The organism is Pseudomonas sp. PIC25 (genome assembly GCF_002286785.1).
Taxonomy (GTDB): Bacteria; Pseudomonadota; Gammaproteobacteria; order Pseudomonadales; family Pseudomonadaceae; genus Pseudomonas_M.
The window spans coordinates 46,067-67,662 of record NZ_MUJY01000082.1 but is presented as its reverse complement, the minus strand read 5'-3'; the positions used below and the strand labels follow the sequence as shown (position 1 = coordinate 67,662).

The 21,596-nt window shown below is 64.5% G+C and carries 18 protein-coding genes and 1 pseudogene; 16 read left to right on the top strand and 3 right to left on the bottom strand.

The features are described from left to right. Positions 1-9 precede the first annotated feature (9 nt). The 11 genes and pseudogenes from BZL41_RS10200 to BZL41_RS10150 form a co-directional block, all read left to right on the top strand. A complete protein-coding gene (locus BZL41_RS10200) occupies positions 10-186 on the top strand; it encodes a hypothetical protein (RefSeq protein ID WP_003095129.1) in 177 nt (58 codons plus the stop codon). Continuing rightward, positions 170-3,124, top strand: coding sequence for a sensor histidine kinase (locus tag BZL41_RS10195; protein ID WP_095599186.1), 2,955 nt, complete (start codon positions 170-172; stop codon positions 3,122-3,124). Before BZL41_RS10200 ends, BZL41_RS10195 begins: the two co-directional genes overlap by 17 nt. Positions 3,125-3,147: 23 nt before the next feature. Next, on the top strand, positions 3,148-4,566 hold the full coding sequence (locus tag BZL41_RS10190) for a sigma-54 dependent transcriptional regulator (protein WP_095599185.1): 1,419 nt from the start codon (positions 3,148-3,150) through the stop codon (positions 4,564-4,566). 681 nt (positions 4,567-5,247) lie between these two features. Continuing rightward, positions 5,248-6,651 (top strand): polynucleotide adenylyltransferase PcnB, encoded by a 1,404-nt coding sequence (locus BZL41_RS10185; RefSeq protein ID WP_095599184.1) that lies wholly within the window; start codon positions 5,248-5,250, stop codon positions 6,649-6,651. A 2-nt stretch (positions 6,652-6,653) separates the two neighbouring features. Beyond that, a complete protein-coding gene (gene folK / locus BZL41_RS10180) occupies positions 6,654-7,136 on the top strand; it encodes a 2-amino-4-hydroxy-6-hydroxymethyldihydropteridine diphosphokinase (RefSeq protein ID WP_095599183.1) in 483 nt (160 codons plus the stop codon). 134 nt (positions 7,137-7,270) lie between these two features. Further along, the gene (gene panB / locus BZL41_RS10175) at positions 7,271-8,071 is read left to right on the top strand and encodes a 3-methyl-2-oxobutanoate hydroxymethyltransferase (RefSeq protein ID WP_084335406.1); all 801 of its coding nucleotides are present in this window, start codon (positions 7,271-7,273) and stop codon (positions 8,069-8,071) included. Then, a complete protein-coding gene (gene panC, locus BZL41_RS10170) occupies positions 8,068-8,928 on the top strand; it encodes a pantoate--beta-alanine ligase (protein ID WP_095599182.1) in 861 nt (286 codons plus the stop codon). The genes panB and panC overlap by 4 nt, the downstream gene beginning before the upstream one ends. 152 nt (positions 8,929-9,080) lie before the next feature. Further along, on the top strand, positions 9,081-9,461 hold the full coding sequence (gene panD / locus BZL41_RS10165; protein WP_084335404.1) for an aspartate 1-decarboxylase: 381 nt from the start codon (positions 9,081-9,083) through the stop codon (positions 9,459-9,461). Positions 9,462-9,550: 89 nt separating this feature from the next. After that, on the top strand, positions 9,551-11,215 hold the full coding sequence (gene pgi / locus BZL41_RS10160; protein WP_095599181.1) for a glucose-6-phosphate isomerase: 1,665 nt from the start codon (positions 9,551-9,553) through the stop codon (positions 11,213-11,215). Positions 11,216-11,461: 246 nt separating this feature from the next. Continuing rightward, positions 11,462-13,399, top strand: a complete 1,938-nt coding sequence (acs, locus tag BZL41_RS10155; protein WP_095599180.1) for an acetate--CoA ligase — start codon at positions 11,462-11,464, stop codon at positions 13,397-13,399. Positions 13,400-13,523: 124 nt separating this feature from the next. Continuing rightward, a pseudogene (locus BZL41_RS10150) lies at positions 13,524-14,252 on the top strand (oxygenase MpaB family protein); the annotation flags it as partial. 9 nt (positions 14,253-14,261) lie between these two features. Here the strand turns inward: BZL41_RS10150 and BZL41_RS10145 are convergent. Continuing rightward, positions 14,262-14,588 carry a DUF1820 family protein gene (locus tag BZL41_RS10145; RefSeq protein ID WP_084335400.1) on the bottom strand — a complete coding sequence of 109 codons (327 nt, stop codon included), beginning with the start codon at positions 14,586-14,588 and terminating at the stop codon, positions 14,262-14,264. A 184-nt stretch (positions 14,589-14,772) separates the two neighbouring features. Between BZL41_RS10145 and miaB the strand changes: the two genes are divergently transcribed. The 5 genes from miaB (at position 14,773) to lnt (ending at position 20,184) form a co-directional block, all read left to right on the top strand. After that, positions 14,773-16,101, top strand: coding sequence for a tRNA (N6-isopentenyl adenosine(37)-C2)-methylthiotransferase MiaB (gene miaB, locus BZL41_RS10140; protein WP_095599178.1), 1,329 nt, complete (start codon positions 14,773-14,775; stop codon positions 16,099-16,101). Positions 16,102-16,218: 117 nt separating this feature from the next. Continuing rightward, positions 16,219-17,247: a PhoH family protein gene (locus BZL41_RS10135; RefSeq protein ID WP_095599177.1), complete on the top strand. Its 1,029-nt coding sequence runs from the start codon at positions 16,219-16,221 to the stop codon at positions 17,245-17,247. Beyond that, positions 17,240-17,695 carry an rRNA maturation RNase YbeY gene (gene ybeY / locus BZL41_RS10130; protein WP_095599176.1) on the top strand — a complete coding sequence of 152 codons (456 nt, stop codon included), beginning with the start codon at positions 17,240-17,242 and terminating at the stop codon, positions 17,693-17,695. Before BZL41_RS10135 ends, ybeY begins: the two co-directional genes overlap by 8 nt. A gap of 32 nt (positions 17,696-17,727) precedes the next feature. Continuing rightward, on the top strand, positions 17,728-18,567 hold the full coding sequence (locus tag BZL41_RS10125) for an HlyC/CorC family transporter (protein WP_095599175.1): 840 nt from the start codon (positions 17,728-17,730) through the stop codon (positions 18,565-18,567). A gap of 96 nt (positions 18,568-18,663) precedes the next feature. Next, positions 18,664-20,184, top strand: a complete 1,521-nt coding sequence (lnt, locus tag BZL41_RS10120; RefSeq protein WP_095599174.1) for an apolipoprotein N-acyltransferase — start codon at positions 18,664-18,666, stop codon at positions 20,182-20,184. Positions 20,185-20,224: 40 nt separating this feature from the next. Here lnt and BZL41_RS10115 read toward each other — a convergent pair whose 3' ends face one another. Further along, complete coding sequence (locus BZL41_RS10115; protein WP_095599173.1) at positions 20,225-20,983, bottom strand: YdcF family protein; 759 nt, start codon at positions 20,981-20,983, stop codon at positions 20,225-20,227. Positions 20,984-21,069: 86 nt separating this feature from the next. Continuing rightward, positions 21,070-21,528, bottom strand: coding sequence for a hypothetical protein (locus tag BZL41_RS10110; protein WP_095599172.1), 459 nt, complete (start codon positions 21,526-21,528; stop codon positions 21,070-21,072). Between the last annotated feature and the right edge of the window lie 68 nt (positions 21,529-21,596).

Here is a 21,596-nt window from a genome sequence, read left to right as displayed (position 1 = left end):
CCGCTCACTATGTACATCTACCGACTGGTCCTGCTCCTGGTAGTGGGGATCTATCTGTTTTCCCCCGCCATCATGGATTGGTGGATCGACCCCAACGGCGCCTGGTACCGGCCCTATCTGCTGTGGCTGATCCTGATCGTGGTGACCTTCATTCTCCAGAGTCAACGCGATGCAGACGAGCTTTAGCCTCAGCCAGCTGATCCTGATCAGCGCCGCCTACCTGCTCGCCCTGTTCGGCGTCGCCTGGGTCAGCGAGCGTGGGTTGATCCCGCGCTGGATCATCCGCCACCCGCTGACCTACACCCTGTCGCTCGGGGTCTATGCCAGCGCCTGGGCGTTCTACGGCACCGTCGGCCTGGCCTACCAGTATGGCTACGGCTTCCTCGCCAGTTACCTCGGCGTATCCGGCGCCTTCCTGCTGGCCCCGGTGTTGCTCTACCCGATCCTGCGCATCACCCGCACCTACCAGTTGTCGTCCCTGGCGGACCTGTTCGCCTTCCGCTTCCGCAGCACCTGGGCCGGCGCCCTGACCACGCTGTTCATGCTGATCGGCGTGCTGCCGTTGCTGGCCCTGCAAATCCAGGCGGTGGCCGACGCCATCGGCATCCTCACCCGGGAGCCGGTGCAGGAACGCGTCGCCCTGGCCTTCTGCGGCCTGATCACCCTGTTCACAATCCTCTTCGGTGCGCGCCACATCGCCACCCGGGAGAAACACGAGGGGCTGGTGTTCGCCATCGCCTTCGAATCGGTGGTCAAGCTGGTCGCCATCGGCGGGATCGGCCTCTATGCCCTGTACCACGTGTTCGGCGGGCCGAAGGAACTGGAAATCTGGCTGCTGCAGAACCAGACGGTGCTCTCGGCGCTGCACACCCCGTTGCAGGAGGGCCCCTGGCGCACCCTGCTGCTGGTGTTCTTCGCCTCGGCCTTGGTGATGCCGCACATGTATCACATGACCTTCACCGAGAACCTCAACCCGCGTGCCATGGTCAGCGCCAGTTGGGGCCTGCCTTTGTTCCTGCTGCTGATGAGCCTGGCCGTGCCGGTGATCCTCTGGGCCGGCCTGAAACTCGGCACCGCCACCAACCCCGAGTACTTCACCCTCGGCCTGGGCATCACCGTACACAGCGAGCCGCTGGCGCTGCTTGCCTACGTCGGCGGGCTGTCGGCCTCCAGCGGGGTGATCATCGTCACCACCCTGGCGCTGTCCGGGATGGCGCTCAACCACTTGGTATTACCGCTCTACCAGCCGCCGGCCGAAGGCAACATCTACCGTTGGCTGAAATGGACCCGCCGCGCCCTGATCGTCACCGTGATCATGGCCGGCTATGCCTTCTACCTGATGCTCGGCGCCGAGCAGGACCTGGCCAACCTGGGCATCGTCGCCTTCGTCGCCACCCTGCAGTTCCTTCCCGGTGTGCTGTCGGTGCTGTACTGGCCCACGGCCAACCGGCGCGGCTTCGTCGCCGGCCTGCTGTGTGGCATCAGCGTGTGGCTGGTGACCATGCTGTTACCGCTGATCGGTAACATCCAGGGTTTCTACCTACCGTTCTTCGATCTCATCTATGTGCTCGACGACACCAGTTGGCACTTGGCAGCCATCGCCTCGCTGGCGGCCAACGTCCTGGTGTTCACCCTGGTCTCGCTGTTCACCGAGGCCAGCCCGGAGGAAAAGAGCGCCGCCGAAGCCTGCGCCGTGGACAACGTGCGCCGCCCGCAACGCCGCGAACTGATCGCCGCCTCGCCGCAGGAATTCGCCGCCCAACTGGCCAAGCCGCTGGGCGCCAAGACAGCCCAGCGCGAGGTCGAGCAGGCCATGCGTGATCTCCATCTGCCGTTCGACGAACGTCGCCCCTATGCCCTGCGCCGCCTGCGCGACCGCATCGAGGCCAATCTCTCCGGCCTGATGGGCCCGAGCGTGGCCCAGGACATCGTGGAAACCTTCCTGCCCTACAAATCCGGCAGCGAGGGCTATGTCACCGAAGACATCCACTTCATCGAGAGCCGCCTGGAGGACTACCACTCGCGCCTGACCGGCCTGGCCGCCGAGCTGGATGCCCTGCGCCGTTACCACCGGCAGACGTTGCAGGAATTGCCGATGGGCGTCTGCTCGCTGGCCAAGGATCAGGAAATCCTGATGTGGAACAAGGCCATGGAGGAGCTGACCGGCATCCCCGCGCTGCGCGTGGTGGGCTCTCGTCTGTCGGCTATCGCCGAACCCTGGAAGGGTCTGCTGGAAGAATTCATCAACCTGCCCGACGAGCACCTGCACAAGCACCGCCTGCCGCTGGACGGCCAGACCCGCTGGCTCAACCTGCACAAGGCGGCCATCGACGAGCCGCTGGCACCAGGCAACAGCGGCCTGGTGGTGCTGGTCGAAGACCTCACCGAAACCCAGTCCCTGGAGGATAAGCTGATCCATTCCGAGCGCCTCGCCAGCATTGGCCGCCTCGCCGCCGGGGTGGCCCACGAGATCGGCAATCCGATTACCGGCATTGCCTGCCTGGCGCAGAACCTGCGCGAAGAGCGCGAAGACGACGCGGAACTCAACGAGATCAGCAGCCAGATCATCGAGCAGACCAAACGCGTCTCGCGCATCGTCCAGTCGCTGATGAGCTTCGCCCATGCCGGTGGCCGCCAGCAGGCACAGGAGCCGGTGAGCCTGGCCGCCGTGGCGCAGGATGCCATCGGTCTGCTTTCACTGAACCGGCGCAGCGTCGAGGTGCAGTTCTATAATCTCTGTGATCCCGATCACTGGGCCGAGGGCGATCCGCAGCGCCTCGCCCAGGTGCTGATCAACCTGCTGTCCAATGCCCGCGATGCATCGCCGCCCGGCGGCGCCATCCGGGTCCGCAGCGAAGCGTCCGAGCACACCGTCGACCTGATCGTCGAGGACGAAGGCAGCGGCATTCCGAAGGGCATCATGGATCGCCTGTTCGAGCCATTTTTCACTACGAAGGATCCGGGCAAAGGGACCGGTCTGGGTCTCGCACTGGTCTATTCCATCGTGGAAGAGCATTATGGGCAAATCACCATCGACAGCCCGGCCGATCCCGAGCACCAGCGCGGCACCCGAATCCGGGTGACTTTGCCACGGCATGTCGAAGCGACGTCCGCTGTGATTTGAGACCGTCGAGAGAGCCGAATTAGATGCCACATATCCTGATCGTCGAAGACGAAACCATTATCCGCTCTGCCTTGCGCCGCCTCCTGGAGCGCAACCAGTACGAAGTCAGCGAAGCCGGCTCCGTGCAGGAAGCACAGGACCGTTTCAACATTCCCGGCTTCGACCTGATCGTCAGCGACCTGCGCCTGCCCGGCGCCCCCGGAACCGAACTCATCAAGCTGGCCCAGGGCACTCCCGTGCTGATCATGACCAGCTACGCCAGCCTGCGCTCGGCCGTCGACTCTATGAAGATGGGCGCGGTGGACTACATCGCCAAGCCGTTCGACCACGACGAAATGCTCCAGGCCGTGGCGCGCATCCTGCGCGACCGCCAGGAGGCCCGCCAGGCTTCGGCGGAACGGCCGGCCGCACGCGGCGCCGAGAAGCCCGTAGAGGCAGCCAACGGCGAGATCGGCATCATCGGTTCCTGCTCGGCCATGCAGGAGCTGTACGGCAAGATCCGCAAAGTGGCGCCGACCGATTCGACCGTACTGATCCAGGGCGAATCGGGTACCGGCAAGGAACTGGTGGCCCGTGCCCTGCACAACCTCTCGCGCCGGGCCAAGGCCCCGCTGATCTCGGTGAACTGCGCAGCGATCCCGGAAACCCTGATCGAGTCCGAACTCTTCGGCCATGAGAAAGGCGCCTTCACCGGTGCCAGCGCCGGCCGTGCCGGTCTGGTCGAAGCGGCCGACGGCGGCACCCTGTTCCTCGACGAAATCGGCGAGCTGCCGCTGGAAGCCCAGGCCCGCCTATTGCGCGTGCTGCAAGAAGGCGAGATCCGCCGGGTCGGCTCGGTGCAATCGCAGAAGGTGGATGTGCGCCTGATCGCCGCCACCCACCGCGACCTCAAGACTTTGGCCAAGACTGGCCAGTTCCGCGAAGACCTCTATTACCGTCTGCACGTGATTGCCCTCAAGCTTCCGGCCCTGCGCGAGCGCGGCGCCGACGTCAGCGAGATCGCCCAGGCCTTCCTCGCCCGCCAGTGCGCGCGCATGGGGCGCGGTGAACTGCGCTTCGCCCACGACGCGGAGCAGGCCATCCGCCATTACCCATGGCCGGGTAACGTGCGCGAACTGGAGAATGCCATCGAGCGGGCCGTGATTCTCTGCGAAGGCTCGGAGATTTCCGCCGACCTGCTGGGCATCGATATCGAACTGGACGACCTGGACGACGAAGACTTCAGCGGCAACCCGGTGCAACAGGGCGCCAACGCCAGCTCCGAGCCGACCGAGGACCTGTCCTTGGAAGACTACTTCCAGCACTTCGTGCTCGAACACCAGGACCACATGACCGAAACCGAGCTGGCCCGCAAACTGGGCATCAGCCGCAAGTGCCTGTGGGAGCGCCGTCAGCGCCTGGGCATTCCGCGCCGCAAGTCGGGAGCGGCGACCGGCTCTTGACAAGGAGCCCATGAGATAGAGCGGCCCGTGACAGGCTCAACAACTTGTTACCGCCCCAACATCTCGTAACAAAAGCCGGGTCTTACGGTAACGGGAACCCGGCTTTTTTGTGCCCTCCCGGTGCACCCGGAATCAGATAAGTCTTTGATTTTAAAAGAATCATAAAAACTGGCACGGCATCTGCTTTATCTATGGCACAACAACAATAACAACGCTGAAAACCCACAATAAAAACAAGACGTATCGACTCCAGCACAACAAAAACAACAAGGCGGAGGCGCAGCTAACTGATTCTTTTGGAGAGGAGTTGCCTTCGGGCTTGCCCCGCAACCAGGCTGAGAACAATAAAACTGCCCCAAGGCAGCGCCTGAACTGGTTGGGTCACGGAATGATCATGGCATCGTCAGCGTCCAAAGCAATCCGTTTGCTATTGGTTCCCCCTCTGGGAACCTTCCCGACAGGCCAAGGCTTCGAGGGACGGGCCGGACAACAAAAACAACAGGCCCGATACCATAACAAAAACAAAGCACGCACCTACTTGGGGGGGAGCTTCGGCTCCCCCAGTAGCTTTGACACCCCGCCCCCGCTTCCTACACCATCTCCCCAGTCAATGCTAGAATTCGCGGCCATTCTGCGGCCATTTGCATTTCTGGCCAGCCAATCCCTCAAACAGTGCATCCCATGCTGAAAAAGCTGTTCCAGTCTTTCCGTTCTCCCCTGCGCCGCGCCCCGCATCCTCGCAGCACGCCCGAAGTATTGGGAAACAACCAGCACAGCCTACGCCGCGGACAGATCAGCCGGCACGCCGTCAGCGTGGTCGAACGACTGCAGAATGCCGGATACCAGGCCTATGTGGTCGGCGGCTGCGTGCGCGACCTCCTGCTGAATCTCGAACCCAAGGACTTCGACGTCGCCACCAGTGCAACGCCCGAACAGGTTCGCGCCGAGTTCCGCAACGCTCGGGTCATCGGCCGTCGCTTCAAGCTGGTGCATGTGCATTTCGGCCGGGAGATCATCGAAGTCGCCACCTTCCGCTCCCACCACCCCCAGGGCGATGAAGAGGAAGACAACACCCAGGCCGCACGTAACGAAAGCGGCAGGATCCTGCGCGACAACGTCTACGGCACTCTGGAAGACGACGCCCAGCGCCGCGACTTCACGATCAATGCCCTGTACTTCGACGTCAGCAACGAGCGCATCCTCGACTACGCCCATGGCGTCCACGACATCCGCAACCGCCTGATCCGCCTGATCGGCGACCCCGAGCAGCGTTACCAGGAAGATCCGGTGCGCATGCTGCGCGCGGTACGCTTCGCCGCCAAGCTGGGCTTCGACATCGAAAAGCACAGTGCCGCGCCGATTCGCCGGCTGTCCCCCATGCTCCGCGAGATTCCGTCGGCCCGGCTGTTCGACGAGGTGCTCAAGCTGTTCCTCTCCGGCCAGGCCGAACGCACCTTCGAACTGCTGCTGGAATACGACCTCTTCGCCCCGCTGTTCCCGGCCAGCGCCAAGGCGCTCGCACAGAACCCCGAGTACGCCGGCCGACTGATCCGCCAGGCCCTGGCCAACACCGACGAGCGCATCTACCGCGGCAAGCCGGTAACGCCCGCGTTCCTCTTCGCCGCCCTGCTTTGGCCTGCCTTGCCGGCTCGCGTCGCCTACCTGCAGGGTCGCGGCATGCCGCCGATCCCGGCGATGCAAGAGGCCGCCCACGACGTCATCAGCGAACAGTGCCAGCGCACCGCCGTACCGAAGCGTTTCACCATCCCGATCCGGGAAATCTGGGACATGCAGGAGCGCCTGCCCCGCCGTAGCGGCAAACGCGCCGACCTGCTCCTGGAGAACCCGCGTTTCCGCGCCGGCTACGACTTTCTGCTGCTGCGCGAAGAAGCCGGCGAAGAGACCGATGGCCTCGGCGACTGGTGGACCGACTACCAGGACGCCAGCGACAGCGAACGCCGCAACATGATCCGTGCCCTCAACAGCAAGGACGATAGCGCCGCACCGCGCAAGCGCCGCCGTGGCGGTACCCGCCGGCGTCGTGGCGGCCCGCGCGGCGAAGGCACCCCGAGCGCGGCGGAGTAACAATGGAACGGGTCTACATCGGCCTCGGCAGCAACCTGTCCGCCCCCCTCGAGCAATTGCGCGGCGCCCTGGCGGCGCTGGGCGAACTGCCGCAAAGCCGGCTGGCCGCGACCTCTTCCTTCTATATCAGCGATCCACTGGGCCCCGCCGATCAGCCGCGCTACGTGAATGCCGTGGCCGCACTGGATACCGACCTCTCCCCACTGGCTCTGCTCGATGCGCTGCAAACCATCGAACAGAACCAGGGCCGGGTACGGAAAGAAGAGCGTTGGGGCCCACGCACACTGGACTTGGATATCCTGCTGTTCGGCTCACGACACATCGACGAGCCGCGCTTGCAGGTGCCGCACTATCACATGCATGCCCGTGCCTTCGTGCTCTACCCCCTGGCGGAAATCGCCGGAGAGGAGCTGGCGCTGCCGGACGGACGACGCCTGTCCGACCTCTTGGCGGCCTGCCCGTTCGAGGGCCTGGAACGGCTCTAACGTTGTCGAACATTGGCGGTAACGCCAGTAACACGCCGGTAACACCTGCGATTGACTTCATGCCCCCCCATCGGGACTATAGGCGTCCCGTTGCCCCGTGCCGGTGCAAACCGGTGCCGATGAGGACGATTTCGATGCCAGATATCACCCTGACCACCCTGCAAAGTCTCAAGCAGAGCGGCGAGAAGATCGCCATGCTGACCTGCTACGACGCCACCTTCGCCCAGGCCGCCTGCCAGGCCGGCGTCGAAGTCCTGTTGGTGGGCGATTCCCTTGGCATGGTCCTGCAAGGGCATGACAGCACCCTGCCGGTCAGCGTCGACGAGATGGCCTACCACGTCGCCAGCGTCAAGCGCGGCAACCAGGGGGCACTGATCCTGGTCGACCTGCCGTTCATGGCCTACGCCACCACCGAACAGGCCCTGAACAACTCCGCCCGCCTGATGCAGGCCGGTGCCCACATGGTCAAGCTGGAAGGCGCCGCCTGGCTGGCCGAGCCGATCCGCCTGCTGGCCGAACGCGGCGTACCGGTCTGCGCGCACCTCGGCCTGACCCCCCAGGCGGTGAACATCCTCGGGGGCTATAAGGTGCAAGGTCGCCAGGAGGCCCAGGCACGGCAGATGCGCGCCGACGCCATGGCCCTGGAACAGGCCGGCGCCGCCATGCTGCTGCTGGAGTGCGTCCCCAGCGAGCTGGCGGCGGAAATCGCCCAGTCGGTGAAGATTCCGGTGATCGGCATCGGTGCCGGCAACGCCACCGACGGCCAGGTCCTGGTGCTGCACGACATGCTCGGGCTGTCGCTCAGCGGCCGCACGCCGAAATTCGTCAAGAACTTCATGGAGGGTCGCAGCAGCATCCAGGCTGCGATCGGCGCCTACGTCAAGGCCGTCAAGGACACCAGTTTCCCCGCCGCCGAACACGGATTCTCCGCATGAACACCGTCAAGACCGTCCGCGAACTGCGCGCCGCAGTCGCCCGCGCCCGTAGCGAAGGCAAGCGCATCGGCTTCGTGCCGACCATGGGCAACCTGCACGCCGGCCATGTCGCCCTGGTGGAGAAAGCCGGCCAGCGTGCCGACTTCGTGGTCGCCAGCATCTTCGTCAATCCGTTGCAGTTCGGCCCGACCGAGGACCTGGCGAAATACCCGCGCACCCTCGCCGCCGACCAGGAAAAGCTCTTCGATGCCGGCTGCCACCTGCTGTTCGCCCCCACCGTGGAAGAGATGTATCCCCACGGCATGGAAGGCCAGACCCGCGTCAGCGTGCCCGGCGTCTCCGAGGGGCTGTGCGGCGCCAGCCGGCCGGGCCACTTCGAGGGCGTCGCCACGGTGGTGACCAAGCTATTCAACATGGTCCAGCCCGACCTCGCCGTGTTCGGCCAGAAGGACTACCAGCAACTGGCGGTCATCCGCACGCTGGTGCAGGACCTCAACATGCCGATCCAGATCATCGGCGAGCCGACGGTCCGCGCCGAAGATGGCCTGGCCCTGTCGTCGCGCAACGGCTACCTGAGCGCCGAGCAGCGCGCCGCCGCCCCCGCCCTGTATCGCAGCCTCAGTCGTATCGCCGAAGCCCTGCGTGCCGGCGAATGCAACCATGCCGCCCTGGTCGCCGCCGGCCGGCTCGAACAGGAACAGGCCGGCTTCCGTCCGGATTACCTGGAAATCCGCGAGGCCAACAGCCTGCGCCCCGCCAGCGCGGAAGACCGCCAGCTGGTTATTCTCACCGCCGCCTACTTGGGCGCCACCCGACTGATCGACAACTTGGCGGTAGACCTCGACCATCCGGCCTGAGGACTCCATGAGAAGCGCCGCGGACGGCCTGACCGTCTGCGGCAACTTCGCCAACGGTTCGAGCCTCGATTCGTGACCTTGATCACCCTCCAGGCTTCGGGCACACTCACCCGCCGCTGTAGGCCCCACGCCAGGACACTGAGGAAAACGCCATGCACGCCATCATGCTCAAGGCCAAACTGCACCGCGCCGAAGTCACCCACGCCGTGCTCGATTACGAAGGTTCCTGTGCCATCGACGGTGAATGGCTGGACCTCGCCGGCATCCACGAATACGAACAGATTCAGATCTATAACGTCGATAATGGCGAACGCTTCACCACCTACGCCATCCGCGGCGAAGCCGGCTCGAAGATGATCTCGGTGAACGGCGCCGCCGCGCACAAGGCGAAAGTCGGCGACCGGGTGATCATCTGCGCCTATGCCCATTACAGCGAAGCCGAACTGGCCAATTTCAAACCCCGCATGCTGTACATGTCGCCGGGGAACGAGCTGAGCCACACCAGCAATGCCATCCCGGTACAGGTGGCCTGAGCCCCCTGCCGCGCTAGACTGAAAAGCCCGGAACGTACCGGGCTTTTTGCTGTTCAAAAGGTTGCTCTGAATAAGGAAGCCGCAAGCCCATGGCGTATTATCAGCACCCGCTCGACGTCACCACCCTTTCCTCCTGGCAGAATCTCGACCAACACCGCGAGGCCATGCGCAGCTTCAGCATGCGCGAGGCGTTCCAGTCCGATCCCCGGCGTTTCGAAGACTTTTCCCTAAGCGCCTGCGGCCTGTTCCTCGACTACTCGAAAAACCTCATCAGCCGCGAAACCCGCGACCTGCTGGTCAGCCTGGCCCGCGAAGCCGGCCTGGAACAAGCGATCCGTGCGCTCTTCAAGGGCGAATGCGTGAATGCCTCCGAAGGCCGCCCAGCCCTGCACACGGCGCTGCGCCAGCCCTTCGGCGACCGCCTGGAGGTCAACGGCGTCAACCTGATCCCGGAAGTCCACCGCGTGCTGCATCAGATGACCGAATTGGTCGGGCGCATCCACGACGGCCTCTGGCGCGGCTACACCGAAAAGCCCATCACCGACGTGGTGAACATCGGCATCGGCGGCTCCTTCCTCGGCCCGCAACTGGTGTCCGAGGCCCTGCTGCCCTTCGCCCAGCGTGGCGTACGCTGCTACTACCTGGCGAACATCGACGGCAGCGAATTCCATGAGCTGTCCGCCAAGCTGCGTGCGGAAACCACGCTGTTCATCGTCTCGTCGAAATCCTTCTCCACCCTGGAAACCCTGAAGAACGCCCAGGCCGCACGCAACTGGTACTTGGCCCAGGGCGGTTCGGAAAGCGAACTGCACCGCCACTTCATCGCCGTTTCCAGCAACACCAAGGCGGCCGTGGAGTTCGGTATCCGCGAAGAAAACATCTTCCCGATGTGGGATTGGGTCGGCGGGCGCTACTCGCTGTGGTCGGCCATCGGCCTGCCGATCGCCCTGACCATCGGCATGTCCAACTTCAAGGAACTGCTGTCCGGCGCCTACACCATGGACCAGCATTTCCAGCAGGCCCCGTTCGAAAACAACATGCCGGTGCTGCTGGCCCTGCTCGGCGTCTGGTACGGCAACTTCTGGGGCGCCCAGAGCCACGCCATCCTGCCCTACGATCATTACCTGCGGAACATCACCAAGCACTTGCAGCAACTGGACATGGAGTCCAACGGCAAGAGCGTGCGCCAGGACGGCACCCCGGTCACCATCAGCACCGGCCCGGTGATCTGGGGCGGCGTCGGTTGCAACGGCCAGCACGCCTACCATCAGCTCCTGCACCAGGGCACCCCGCTGATCCCGGCGGACTTCATCGTACCGGTGGTCAGCTACAACCCGGTGGTCGACCACCACCACTGGCTGTACGCCAACTGCCTGTCGCAGAGCCAGGCGCTGATGCTCGGCAAGACCCGCGAGGAAGCCGAGGCCGAGCTGCGCGCCAAGGGCCTGAGCGAGGACAAGGTGCAGGCCCTGGCACCGCACAAGGTCATTCCCGGCAACCGGCCGAGCAACACGCTGGTCCTGGAGCGCATCGACCCACGCCGCCTGGGCGCATTGGTGGCGCTGTACGAACACAAGGTCTTCGTGCAGAGCGTGATCTGGGGGATCAATGCCTTCGACCAATGGGGCGTGGAGCTGGGCAAGGAACTGGGCAAGGGCGTTTACCAGCGCCTCACCGGCTTCGACCAGCCTGCTGCCGAAGATGCCTCGACCCAGGGCCTGATCGACTACTTCCGCGGCCGCCATCGCGGCTGAACCCGGCAGGCAGCCCCTCCCGGCGCCCCGCTGCGCCGGGAACGGCCCGGCAACGTCCCTGGGCTCCTTCTCCAGCCGCTCTGGAATGCGGCTTCCCACCTCCCGAACAACGGCCGCGGCAGTTGTCAAAGCCTGTGTGACATCCACCTGTTTTCGGGCTCCGGGCCATTCGCCAGGGGTTGAACCCGGCGGCTGCCTGGGTGCACCCTTAGGCTCACCGCGGACGGACAAAAACAAGGAACCGCCATGTTCGAGATCAGCACCCACCCGGTCGCCGATGCAGTGCGCAAGCGTGCCCACCTGGACAACGACGCCTACCAGCGCCTGTACCGGCAATCCGTCGAACAACCCGATGCCTTCTGGGGCGAGCAGGCCAAGGTCTTCCTCGACTGGTTCAAGCCCTGGGACAGCGTGCATGAAAGTAACCTGGAACAAGGCCAGGCCAGTTGGTTCAAGGGCGGCCAGCTCAACGTCAGTTACAACTGCATCGACCGCCACCTGGAAAAGCGCGGCGAACAGATCGCCATCATCTGGGAAGGCGACAATCCCGCCGAATCCGCGCAGATCACCTACCGCAAGCTGCACAGCCACGTCTGCCGCCTGGCCAACGTGCTGAAGAGCCGTGGGGTGAAGAAAGGCGACCGGGTGTGCATCTACATGCCGATGATTCCGGAAGCCGCCTACGCCATGCTCGCCTGCACCCGCATCGGCGCCATCCACTCGGTGGTGTTCGGCGGCTTCTCGCCGGATGCGCTGCGCGACCGCATTCTCGATGCCGACTGCCGCACCGTGATCACCGCCGACGAAGGCGTGCGCGGCAGCAAATACATCCCGCTCAAGCAGAACGTCGACAAGGCCCTGCAGAGTTGCCCGGACGTCTCCACCGTGGTGGTGGTCGAGCGCACTCAGGGCAAGATCGACTGGGTCGAAGGCCGCGATCTCTGGTATCACGAAGCCTTGCACAGCGCGAGCACCGAGTGCCCGCCGGAGCCGATGGATGCGGAAGATCCGATGTTCATCCTCTACACCTCCGGCAGTACCGGGAAGCCCAAAGGCGTGCTGCACACCACCGGCGGCTACCTGCTCAGCGCCGCCATGACCCACAAGTACGTCTTCGACTACCACGACGGGGACATTTACTGGTGCACCGCCGACGTCGGCTGGGTCACCGGGCACAGCTATATCGTCTACGGCCCGCTGGCCAACGGTGCGACTACGCTGATCTTCGAGGGTGTGCCGAACTACCCGGACACCTCGCGCTTCTGGCAGGTAATCGACAAGCATCAGGTCAACATCTTCTACACCGCCCCCACCGCCCTGCGCGCCCTGATGCGCGAAGGCGCCGGCCCGGTGGAAAAGACCTCGCGCGCCAGCCTGCGCCTGCTCGGCTCAGTCGGTGAACCGATCAACCCGGAAGCCTGGGAGTGGTATTACCACGTGGTCGGTGAGAGCCGCTGTCCTATCGTGGACACTTGGTGGCAAACCGAAACCGGCGCGATCATGATCACCCCGCTGCCGGGTGCCACCGACCTCAAGCCGGGTTCGGCGACCCGCCCGTTCTTCGGCGTGCAGCCAGTGCTTCTCGATGAGAAGGGCCAGGAGATCGAAGGCCCCGGTTCCGGCGTGCTGGCGATCAAGGCCAGTTGGCCGAGCCAGATCCGCAGCGTCTATGGCGATCACCAGCGCATGGTGGACACCTACTTCAAGCCCTACCCCGGCTATTACTTCACCGGCGACGGCGCCCGTCGCGACGAGGACGGCTACTACTGGATCACCGGCCGCGTGGATGACGTGATCAATGTCTCCGGCCACCGTATCGGCACCGCCGAGGTGGAAAGCGCACTGGTGCTCCACGATGCCGTCGCCGAGGCTGCGGTGGTGGGCTGCCCGCACGATGTGAAGGGACAGTGCATTTACGCCTTCGTCACCCTCATGAGCGGCTGCGAAGCCAGCGAGGAGCTGAAGAAGGAACTGCTGGCCCTGGTCGGCAAGGAAATCGGCAGCTTCGCCAAGCCGGACTTCCTGCAGTGGGCGCCCGGCCTGCCGAAGACCCGCTCCGGCAAGATCATGCGCCGCATTCTGCGCAAGATCGCCTGCAATGAGCTGGATACCCTGGGCGACACCTCGACCCTGGCCGATCCCTCAGTGGTCGATGACCTGATCGCCAACCGCTTCAACCGCTGACAGGGGGCAATCCTGTAGGAGCGAATTCATTCGCGATGGGGCCATACCGAGCCCCATCACGCGCGGATGAATCCGCCGTAGTCCGAATAAGCGCCAGCGCAATCCGGGAGTTCACTGCCCCGGATTGCTGGTCGGCGGAATCTCCGCCCTGCTTCTGCAAGCCTTGCACCCGCTGGCACTGGCGGGCGTCTGGGACCACTCCAACTTCCGCGAGGACATGCTTGGCCGCCTGCGCCGCACCGGCCAGTTCATCTCAGGCACCACCTACGGCTGTCGCGCCGATGCCGAACGCCTGATCGCGCGGGTCCGGCGTATTCATGAAAGCGTCACTGGCGTCGCCCCGGACGGACGGCCCTATTCCGCCAGCGCCCCCGACCTACTGACTTGGGTGCATGTCGCCGAAGTCAGCAGCTTCCTGAAATCCCACCTGCGCTACCTCAACCCGAATCTCTCCGGAGAGGAGCAAGACCGCTATTTCGCCGAAACGGCACTGATTGCGGAGCGACTTGGTGCTCGCGACATACCACGTTCGCGGCAGGCAGTCGCCGATTACCTGGAATCCATGCGTCCGCAGTTGCTCTGCGACGAGCGGACCCGGGAAATCGTGAGGATTCTGCTCGAGGCGCCGGCACCCAACCTGCTGGTCAAACCGTTCGGCGCCCTGATGATGCAGGCCGGGATCGACCTGCTGCCCGAGTGGGCCGCGGAGATGCTGGAACTACCACTCGGTGAGAATCGCCGACGCTGGATTCGCGCCGGCGTGCAGCGCAGCGCGCCCTTGCTGCGCTGGGCGGTCTGCAATGGTTCGGTACACCGCGCCCGGCGGCGCATGGGATTGCCCCCGAAGGGTTGAGCCCGGCCGCTACTTTTCCGGCATCGGCATGGGGAACGGCATCACGTTGCCGCCGCCCTTGGCCTCGCTGATCTTCGGCGTACCCAGGCGCTCCACCTCGTCGATGCGGATGATCGCGTGCATCGGCACGAAGCTGCGCACCACGCCCTCGAACTGGGCCTTGAGCTTCTCTTCGCTGGGATCGACCACGACCTGGGTGCGCTCGCCGAAGACGAACTCCTCCACCTCCAGAAAGCCCCACAGATCGCTCTGATAGATCTGCTTGGCATACATCTCGTACACCTGACCTTGGTTGAGGAAGATCACCTTGTAGATCGGGGTTTCACGCTTGCTCATGGGCGAAGGATAGACAACGGATGGGAATGGAAAGGGCGCGAAGCATAGCACACGGGGCAAGCGGCAAGCGGCACAGCATGGAATCGCGTCCCCCGGAAGCGACCACCCACGCACATCGCCTCTCGCTTGTAGCTTGGTTGCCTTCTATAATGCGCGGTTCTTCGATTTCCCCTGACGAATGCGCATGGCCAAGAAGCTTTTCATCGAAACCCACGGCTGCCAGATGAACGAGTACGACAGCTCGCGCATGGCCGACCTGCTGGGCGAACACCAAGCCCTGGAGCTGACCGAGCGACCGGAAGAAGCCGACGTCATCCTGCTCAATACCTGCTCGATTCGCGAAAAAGCCCAGGAAAAGGTCTTTTCGCAGCTCGGCCGCTGGCGCGAGCTGAAGCAGCAGAATCCGCAACTGGTGATCGGCGTCGGCGGCTGCGTGGCCAGCCAGGAAGGCGCCGCCATCCGCGACCGCGCGCCTTACGTCGATGTGGTGTTCGGCCCGCAGACCCTGCACCGTCTGCCGGAAATGATCGATGCCGCCCGCACCACCCGCAAGCCGCAGGTGGATATTTCCTTCCCCGAGATCGAAAAATTCGACCGCCTGCCCGAACCCCGGGTAGACGGGCCCAGCGCCTTCGTCTCGGTGATGGAAGGCTGCAGCAAGTACTGCACCTTCTGCGTAGTGCCCTACACTCGCGGCGAGGAAGTCAGCCGTCCGCTGGACGACGTGCTGAGCGAAATCATCCACCTGGCCGAGAACGGCGTGCGTGAAGTGACCCTGCTCGGCCAGAACGTCAACGGCTACCGCGGCGACACCCGCGACGGGCGTATCGCCGACTTCGCCGAACTGCTCTACTTGGTGGCCGCGATCGACGGTATCGACCGCATCCGTTACACCACCTCGCATCCGTTGGAGTTTTCCGACGCGCTGATCCAGGCCCACGCGGACATTCCGGAGCTGGTCAAATTCCTCCACCTGCCAGTGCAGTCGGGCTCCGACCGCGTACTGGCGGCGATGAAGCGCAACCACACGGCGCTGGAATACAAGTCGCGCATCCGCAAGCTGAAGGCCGCGGTGCCGGACATCAGCATCAGTTCGGACTTCATCGTCGGCTTCCCCGGCGAGACGGACAAGGACTTCGAGCAGACCATGAAACTGATCGAGGACGTCGGCTTCGACTTCTCCTACTCCTTCGTCTACAGCGCTCGCCCCGGTACACCGGCGGCCGATCTGGTCGACGACACCCCGGAAGAGGTGAAGAAGCAGCGCTTGGCGATCCTGCAGAACCGCATCAACCAGCAAGGCTTCGAGATCAGCCGACGGATGGTCGGCACCATTCAGCGCATCCTGGTCAGCGACTACTCGAAGAAAGACCCCGGCATGCTCCAGGGGCGCACCGAGAACAACCGTATCGTCAACTTCCGCAGCGACAATCCACGCCTGATCGGCCAGTTCGTGGACGTGCACATCGATGACGCCCTGCCCCACTCGCTGCGCGGCAGTCTGCCGGGTTAACGGCACCTTGGCCGCAGGCCCCGCCGGGCCTGCGGCCAAGGGTTTACTTCACGCCTGCCCATCCGAGCGTTATCCTTGCCCTATCTTCCCCTGCCGTACGGCGGCTGACACACGACATTGAACGCACCCATAGAACCGCATCGTTTCGTCCTCGAACCCTTCGAGGCTCGCCGCTTCGCCAACCTCTGCGGGCAATTCGACGAGCACCTGCGCCTGATCGAACAACGCCTGGACATCGAAATCCGCAACCGCGGCAACCAGTTCGAATTGGTCGGCGACCCCAAGCACACCCAATCCGCCGAGCACCTCCTGCGCCGGCTCTACCGTGAGACCAACGGTACCGAGCTGTCGCCGGACATGGTTCACCTGTTCCTCCAGGAATCCGCCATGGAAGAACTTGGCGGCGAGAAAGGCGAAGCCAGCGTCACGCTGCGCACACGCAAGGGCATGATCCGTCCGCGCGGCGCCAACCAGCAGCGCTACGTCAAGGCTATCCTCGACCACGACATCAACTTCGGTATCGGCCCGGCCGGCACCGGCAAGACCTACCTGGCCGTGGCCTGCGCGGTGGACGCGCTGGAGCGCGAGCAGGTACGCCGCATCCTGCTGGTGCGTCCGGCTGTCGAGGCCGGCGAGAAGCTCGGCTTCCTGCCCGGCGACCTGGCGCAGAAGATCGACCCTTACCTGCGCCCGCTGTACGACGCCCTCTACGAAATGCTCGGCTTCGAGACCGTTGCCAAGCTGATCGAGAAGCAAGTGATCGAGGTCGCGCCGCTGGCCTACATGCGCGGTCGTACCCTGAACAACAGCTTCATCATCCTCGACGAAAGCCAGAACACCACGCTCGAACAGATGAAGATGTTCCTCACCCGCATTGGCTTCGGCTCCACTGCCGTGATCACCGGTGACACTACCCAGGTCGACCTGCCGCGCGGCACCCGCTCGGGCCTGCTGCACGTGATCGACGTGCTGCGCGACGTGCCGGGCATCAGCTTCACTCACTTCAAGCCCAAGGATGTGGTGCGCCACCCCTTGGTGCAGCGCATCGTCGAGGCCTACGAGCGCTTCGACGACGCCCAGGGCAAGGCCGCCGAAGCACGAGCCGCCGCGCGCCGGCAGGCCAAGGACGACGACAGCGATGCTTGAACTCGACCTGCAGGTCGCCACCGAAGCCCCCATTCCCGACGAGGCCCATTTCCGCAAGTGGTGCGAACTGGCCCTGCGCCAGCGTTCGGCACCGTCCGAACTGACTATCCGCCTGGTCGACGAAGCCGAAGGCCGCGAACTGAACCGCACCTGGCGGCACAAGGACTATGCCACCAACGTACTGTCGTTCCCGGCCGACGTGCCCGACGAAATGCTGGACATCCCCCTGCTCGGCGATCTGGTGATCTGCGTGCCGGTGGTGGAGCGGGAGGCAGCGGAACAGGGCAAGACGGCGGAGGCCCATTGGGCCCACTTGGTTATCCACGGCTGCCTGCATCTGCTCGGCTACGACCACATCGAGGATGAGGAAGCCGAGGAGATGGAAGCGCTGGAACGGGAATTGCTCGCTGAACTGGGCTACCCCGATCCCTATGCAGATGACGAATAACCGGTGCTCCCCGGAACCATGAGCAGGAAACCATGAGCGAAGATCGATCGAGCAACGGGCAAAAGTCCTGGCTGGACAAACTCACCCAGGCTTTTACCCATGAGCCGAGAAACCGCCAGGAGCTCCTTGAGCTACTGCGCGAAGCCCATCAGAACAAACTCCTCGACAGCGAAGCGCTGTCCATCGTCGAAGGCGCCATCCAGGTGGCCGACCTGCAAGTACGCGACATCATGGTCCCGCGCTCGCAGATGATCAGCATCAAATCGACGCAGACACCCAAGGAATTCCTCCCCGCCGTCATCGAGGCCGCGCATTCGCGCTACCCGGTCGTCGGCGAAAGCCTTGACGACGTGATGGGCGTGCTGCTGGCCAAGGACCTGCTGCCGCTGATCCTCCAGGGCGACGCGCAGAGCTTCAACATCCGCGACCTGCTGCGCCCGGCCACCTTCGTGCCGGAGTCCAAGCGGCTCAACGTCCTGCTCAAGGAATTTCGCGCCAACCGCAACCACATGGCCATCGTCATCGACGAGTACGGCGGCGTGGCCGGCCTGGTGACCATCGAGGACGTGCTGGAACAGATCGTCGGCGACATCGAGGACGAGCACGATGTCGAGGAAGACAGCTACATCAAGCCGCTGCCCAGCGGCGACTTTTTGATCAAGGCACTGACGCCGATCGATAGCTTCAACGAGTTCTTCGACAGCGAGTTCTCCGACGAGGAATACGATACCGTCGGCGGGCTGGTGATGAGCGCATTCGGCCATCTGCCGAAGCGCAACGAAGTCACCGAGATCGGCGAATTCCGCTTCCGGGTGCTGAACGCCGACAGCCGCCGCATTCACCTGCTGCGCCTGTCACCCCTGGCCCAGTGAGCCACGGCCGTCGAGTGCGGCGGCCGGACCAGAGCAAGACACCGGATTCACGGTGCAGTACGCGGGCACGACGACCCTTTTACGCAAGGAATGTGCATGAACTGGATCAAGCGCCCGGGTTGGCCGGGCCATCTGCTGGCGCTCGCTGCCGGGGCGCTGACGCCGCTGGCGCTCTCTCCTTTCAACCTGTGGCCGGTGGAGCTGCTGTCCATCGCCCTGTTCTACCTGGGGCTACGTGCCCTCTCGCCCAAGGCGGCCTTGCTGCGTGGCTGGTGCTACGGCTTCGGCCTGTTCGTCGCTGGCACCAGCTGGGTCTACGTCAGCATTCACGACTACGGTTCGGCCTCGGCCCCGCTGGCGGCCTTCCTCACCTTCGGCTTCGTCGCTGGTCTCGGCCTGTTCTTCGCCCTGCCCGCCTGGCTCTGGGCGCGCTGGCTGCGCCGCGATGAAGCGCCCCTGGCCGATGCCTTGGCCTTCGCCGCGCTCTGGGTGGCCCAGGAAGCGTTCCGCGGCTGGTTCCTCACCGGCTTTCCCTGGCTCTACGCCGGCTACAGCCAACTGGAAGGCCCGCTGGCCGGGTTGGCGCCGGTCGGCGGTGTCTGGCTGCTGTCCTTCTGTCTGGCGCTGAGCGCCGTCCTGCTGGCCAACCTGCGACGGATGCGGGTGCGCCCGCTGTTCTTCGCCATGGGCCTCGTCCTGCTGGCCACGCCCTGGGTCGCCGGCCAGGCCCTCAAGGGCCATGCCTGGACCACCGCGGCCGGTGCACCACTGAAAGTGGCGGCCATGCAGGGCAATATCGCCCAGAACATGAAGTGGGATCCAGAGCAGCTGCACGCCCAGCTCAACCTGTATCGCGACATGAGCTTCACGTCGCAGCAAGCCGACCTGATTATCTGGCCGGAAACCGCCGTGCCCATCCTCAAGGAGTTCGCCGAAGGCTATCTGACCGTGATGGGCCGCTTCGCCGAAGACCGCAAATCGGCGCTGATTACCGGCGTGCCGATCCGCCAGGACAACGAGCGCGGCCAGAAGCGCTACTACAACGGCATCGTCGTGGTCGGCGAAGGCGAAGGCACCTACCTCAAGCAGAAGCTGGTGCCCTTCGGTGAGTACGTACCGCTGCAGGAAGTGCTGCGCGGGCTGATCGCCTTCTTCGACCTGCCCATGTCCGACTTCGCCCGTGGCTCATCCGAACAGCCGCTGCTGGAGGCCAAGGGCTACAAGATCGCACCCTACATCTGCTACGAAGTGGTCTACCCGGAATTCGCCGCGGGCCTGGCGGCGCAAAGCCAGCTGCTGCTGACCATCAGCAACGACGCCTGGTTCGGCACCTCCATCGGCCCGCTGCAACACTTGCAGATGGCGCAGATGCGGGCGCTGGAAGCCGGACGCTGGATGATCCGCGCCACCAACAATGGCGTCACCGTGCTGATCGACCCGTTCGGCGCGATCCGCGAGGAGCTGCCGCAGTTCAAGCGCGCCACCCTCTACGGCGAGGTGGAACCACGCGAAGGACTAACCCCCTATCTCCGCTGGCGTGCCTGGCCACTGATCGTCCTCTGCGGCCTGCTGTTCGGCTGGGCGCTGCTGGCCAACCGCATGGCCAAGATGGTCTAACCGCAGCGGCAAGCAAGGCGAATGTCGGGCGGGCTCCTGGCTAATAGAACAGCGGATAGACCAGTTGCCCCACGGCCTCATTGAGCAGCATGCCGTTCTGCCAGACGGCCTTGCTCTCCGGCAACCAGCCGCCCAGCGGACGGGCGTTGGGCACGCCGAGGAAGCCGATAGGCGCGGTAATCACCTCGAAACCCTGTCGCTCGAAACTCCAGCGTGAACGGGGCATGTGCGCGGCCTGGGTCACCAGGACGATGCGGGTGACACCGTCCGCCTTCAGAATGGGCGCCGATTCCGTGGCGTTCTCCCAGGTCGTGCGGCTTCGCTCTTCGCGCCAGCGCACCTCGATCCCGTAATCGCGCGACAGGCTGTCGGCCATGATCGCCGCCTCGCTGGGTGGCGTGCCGTAATGCAGACCGCCGGTCACCAGGATCGGCAACCCGCTGGCCCTGGCCAGTCGCGACGCATAGCGCAGGCGCTCCATCGCCATGATTCCTGGTTGGTCTTCGCCCCAGGCCGGATCGCCTCGTTCGCGCCCGGCGCCGAGGATGACGATGGCGTCGGCGCGCTGCGCCAGCCCCGCCCAGTCGCTTTCAGCCAGCGGCGGTTCACGTTCGAGGCTACGCGCAGCCCACTCGACCACCGCCGGCAGACTCATCAGCCACAACCCGCCAAAACCGGTCACGAAACACAGCGCGGCCAGCCGCGGTGCGCGCCGGCGCAGCCACCAGGCGAGCAGCAATAACAGCAGCAGAATGCCCGGCGGCAGGATGATCTGTTTGATGATGTAGCGGATCGGCATCGGCACCTCCTGGGTGCGCGAAGCCTAACCCGAAGCCAAGCCCACGTCATGGGAACGTGCCGGAGCAGAGCTATCCCGTCGGGAAACTAACCGATGCGCTTCGGCTGGCCGGCCCGGAACAGTTGCGAACCGCAGGTCATGCAGGCGCACACGCATTGGCCGCGCTGCACGTGGGCCGCCGTGCCGCATAGGGCGCAGAACAACTGCTGGCGCCGCTTGATGAGGGGTTTGAGTTTCATCTGAGACCGGGCTGCCGATGCCTTGCCGTTACTGCGGGCGGGTTTGCCATGGCGCGCCGGCGTCTGCTCGATCAGGGCCAACTCCTCGGCGGCGGCGTGCCAGCCGCGCAGCCAGTTCAGATCCCGATCCAGATAGGCCCGGATCAACTGCAACTCCGCCGGGGTCAGCCCGCGCAATTCCAGTTCCTGAGGAGGCCGCTCGTGCAGGCGAGTAGCGGTATCGGCTTCGTCGAGCGCCAGGGCAAGACGTTGCAATAGACGCTCGTACAGCCCCCCACTTGTCTCCAACCGCCGCGTCTCGCCCATCATCACCTCGTGTCGGGCAGATCGCTGCCCATAGGGAAAGCTTAGCGCCGTCCCTTCGAGCGGCCGCG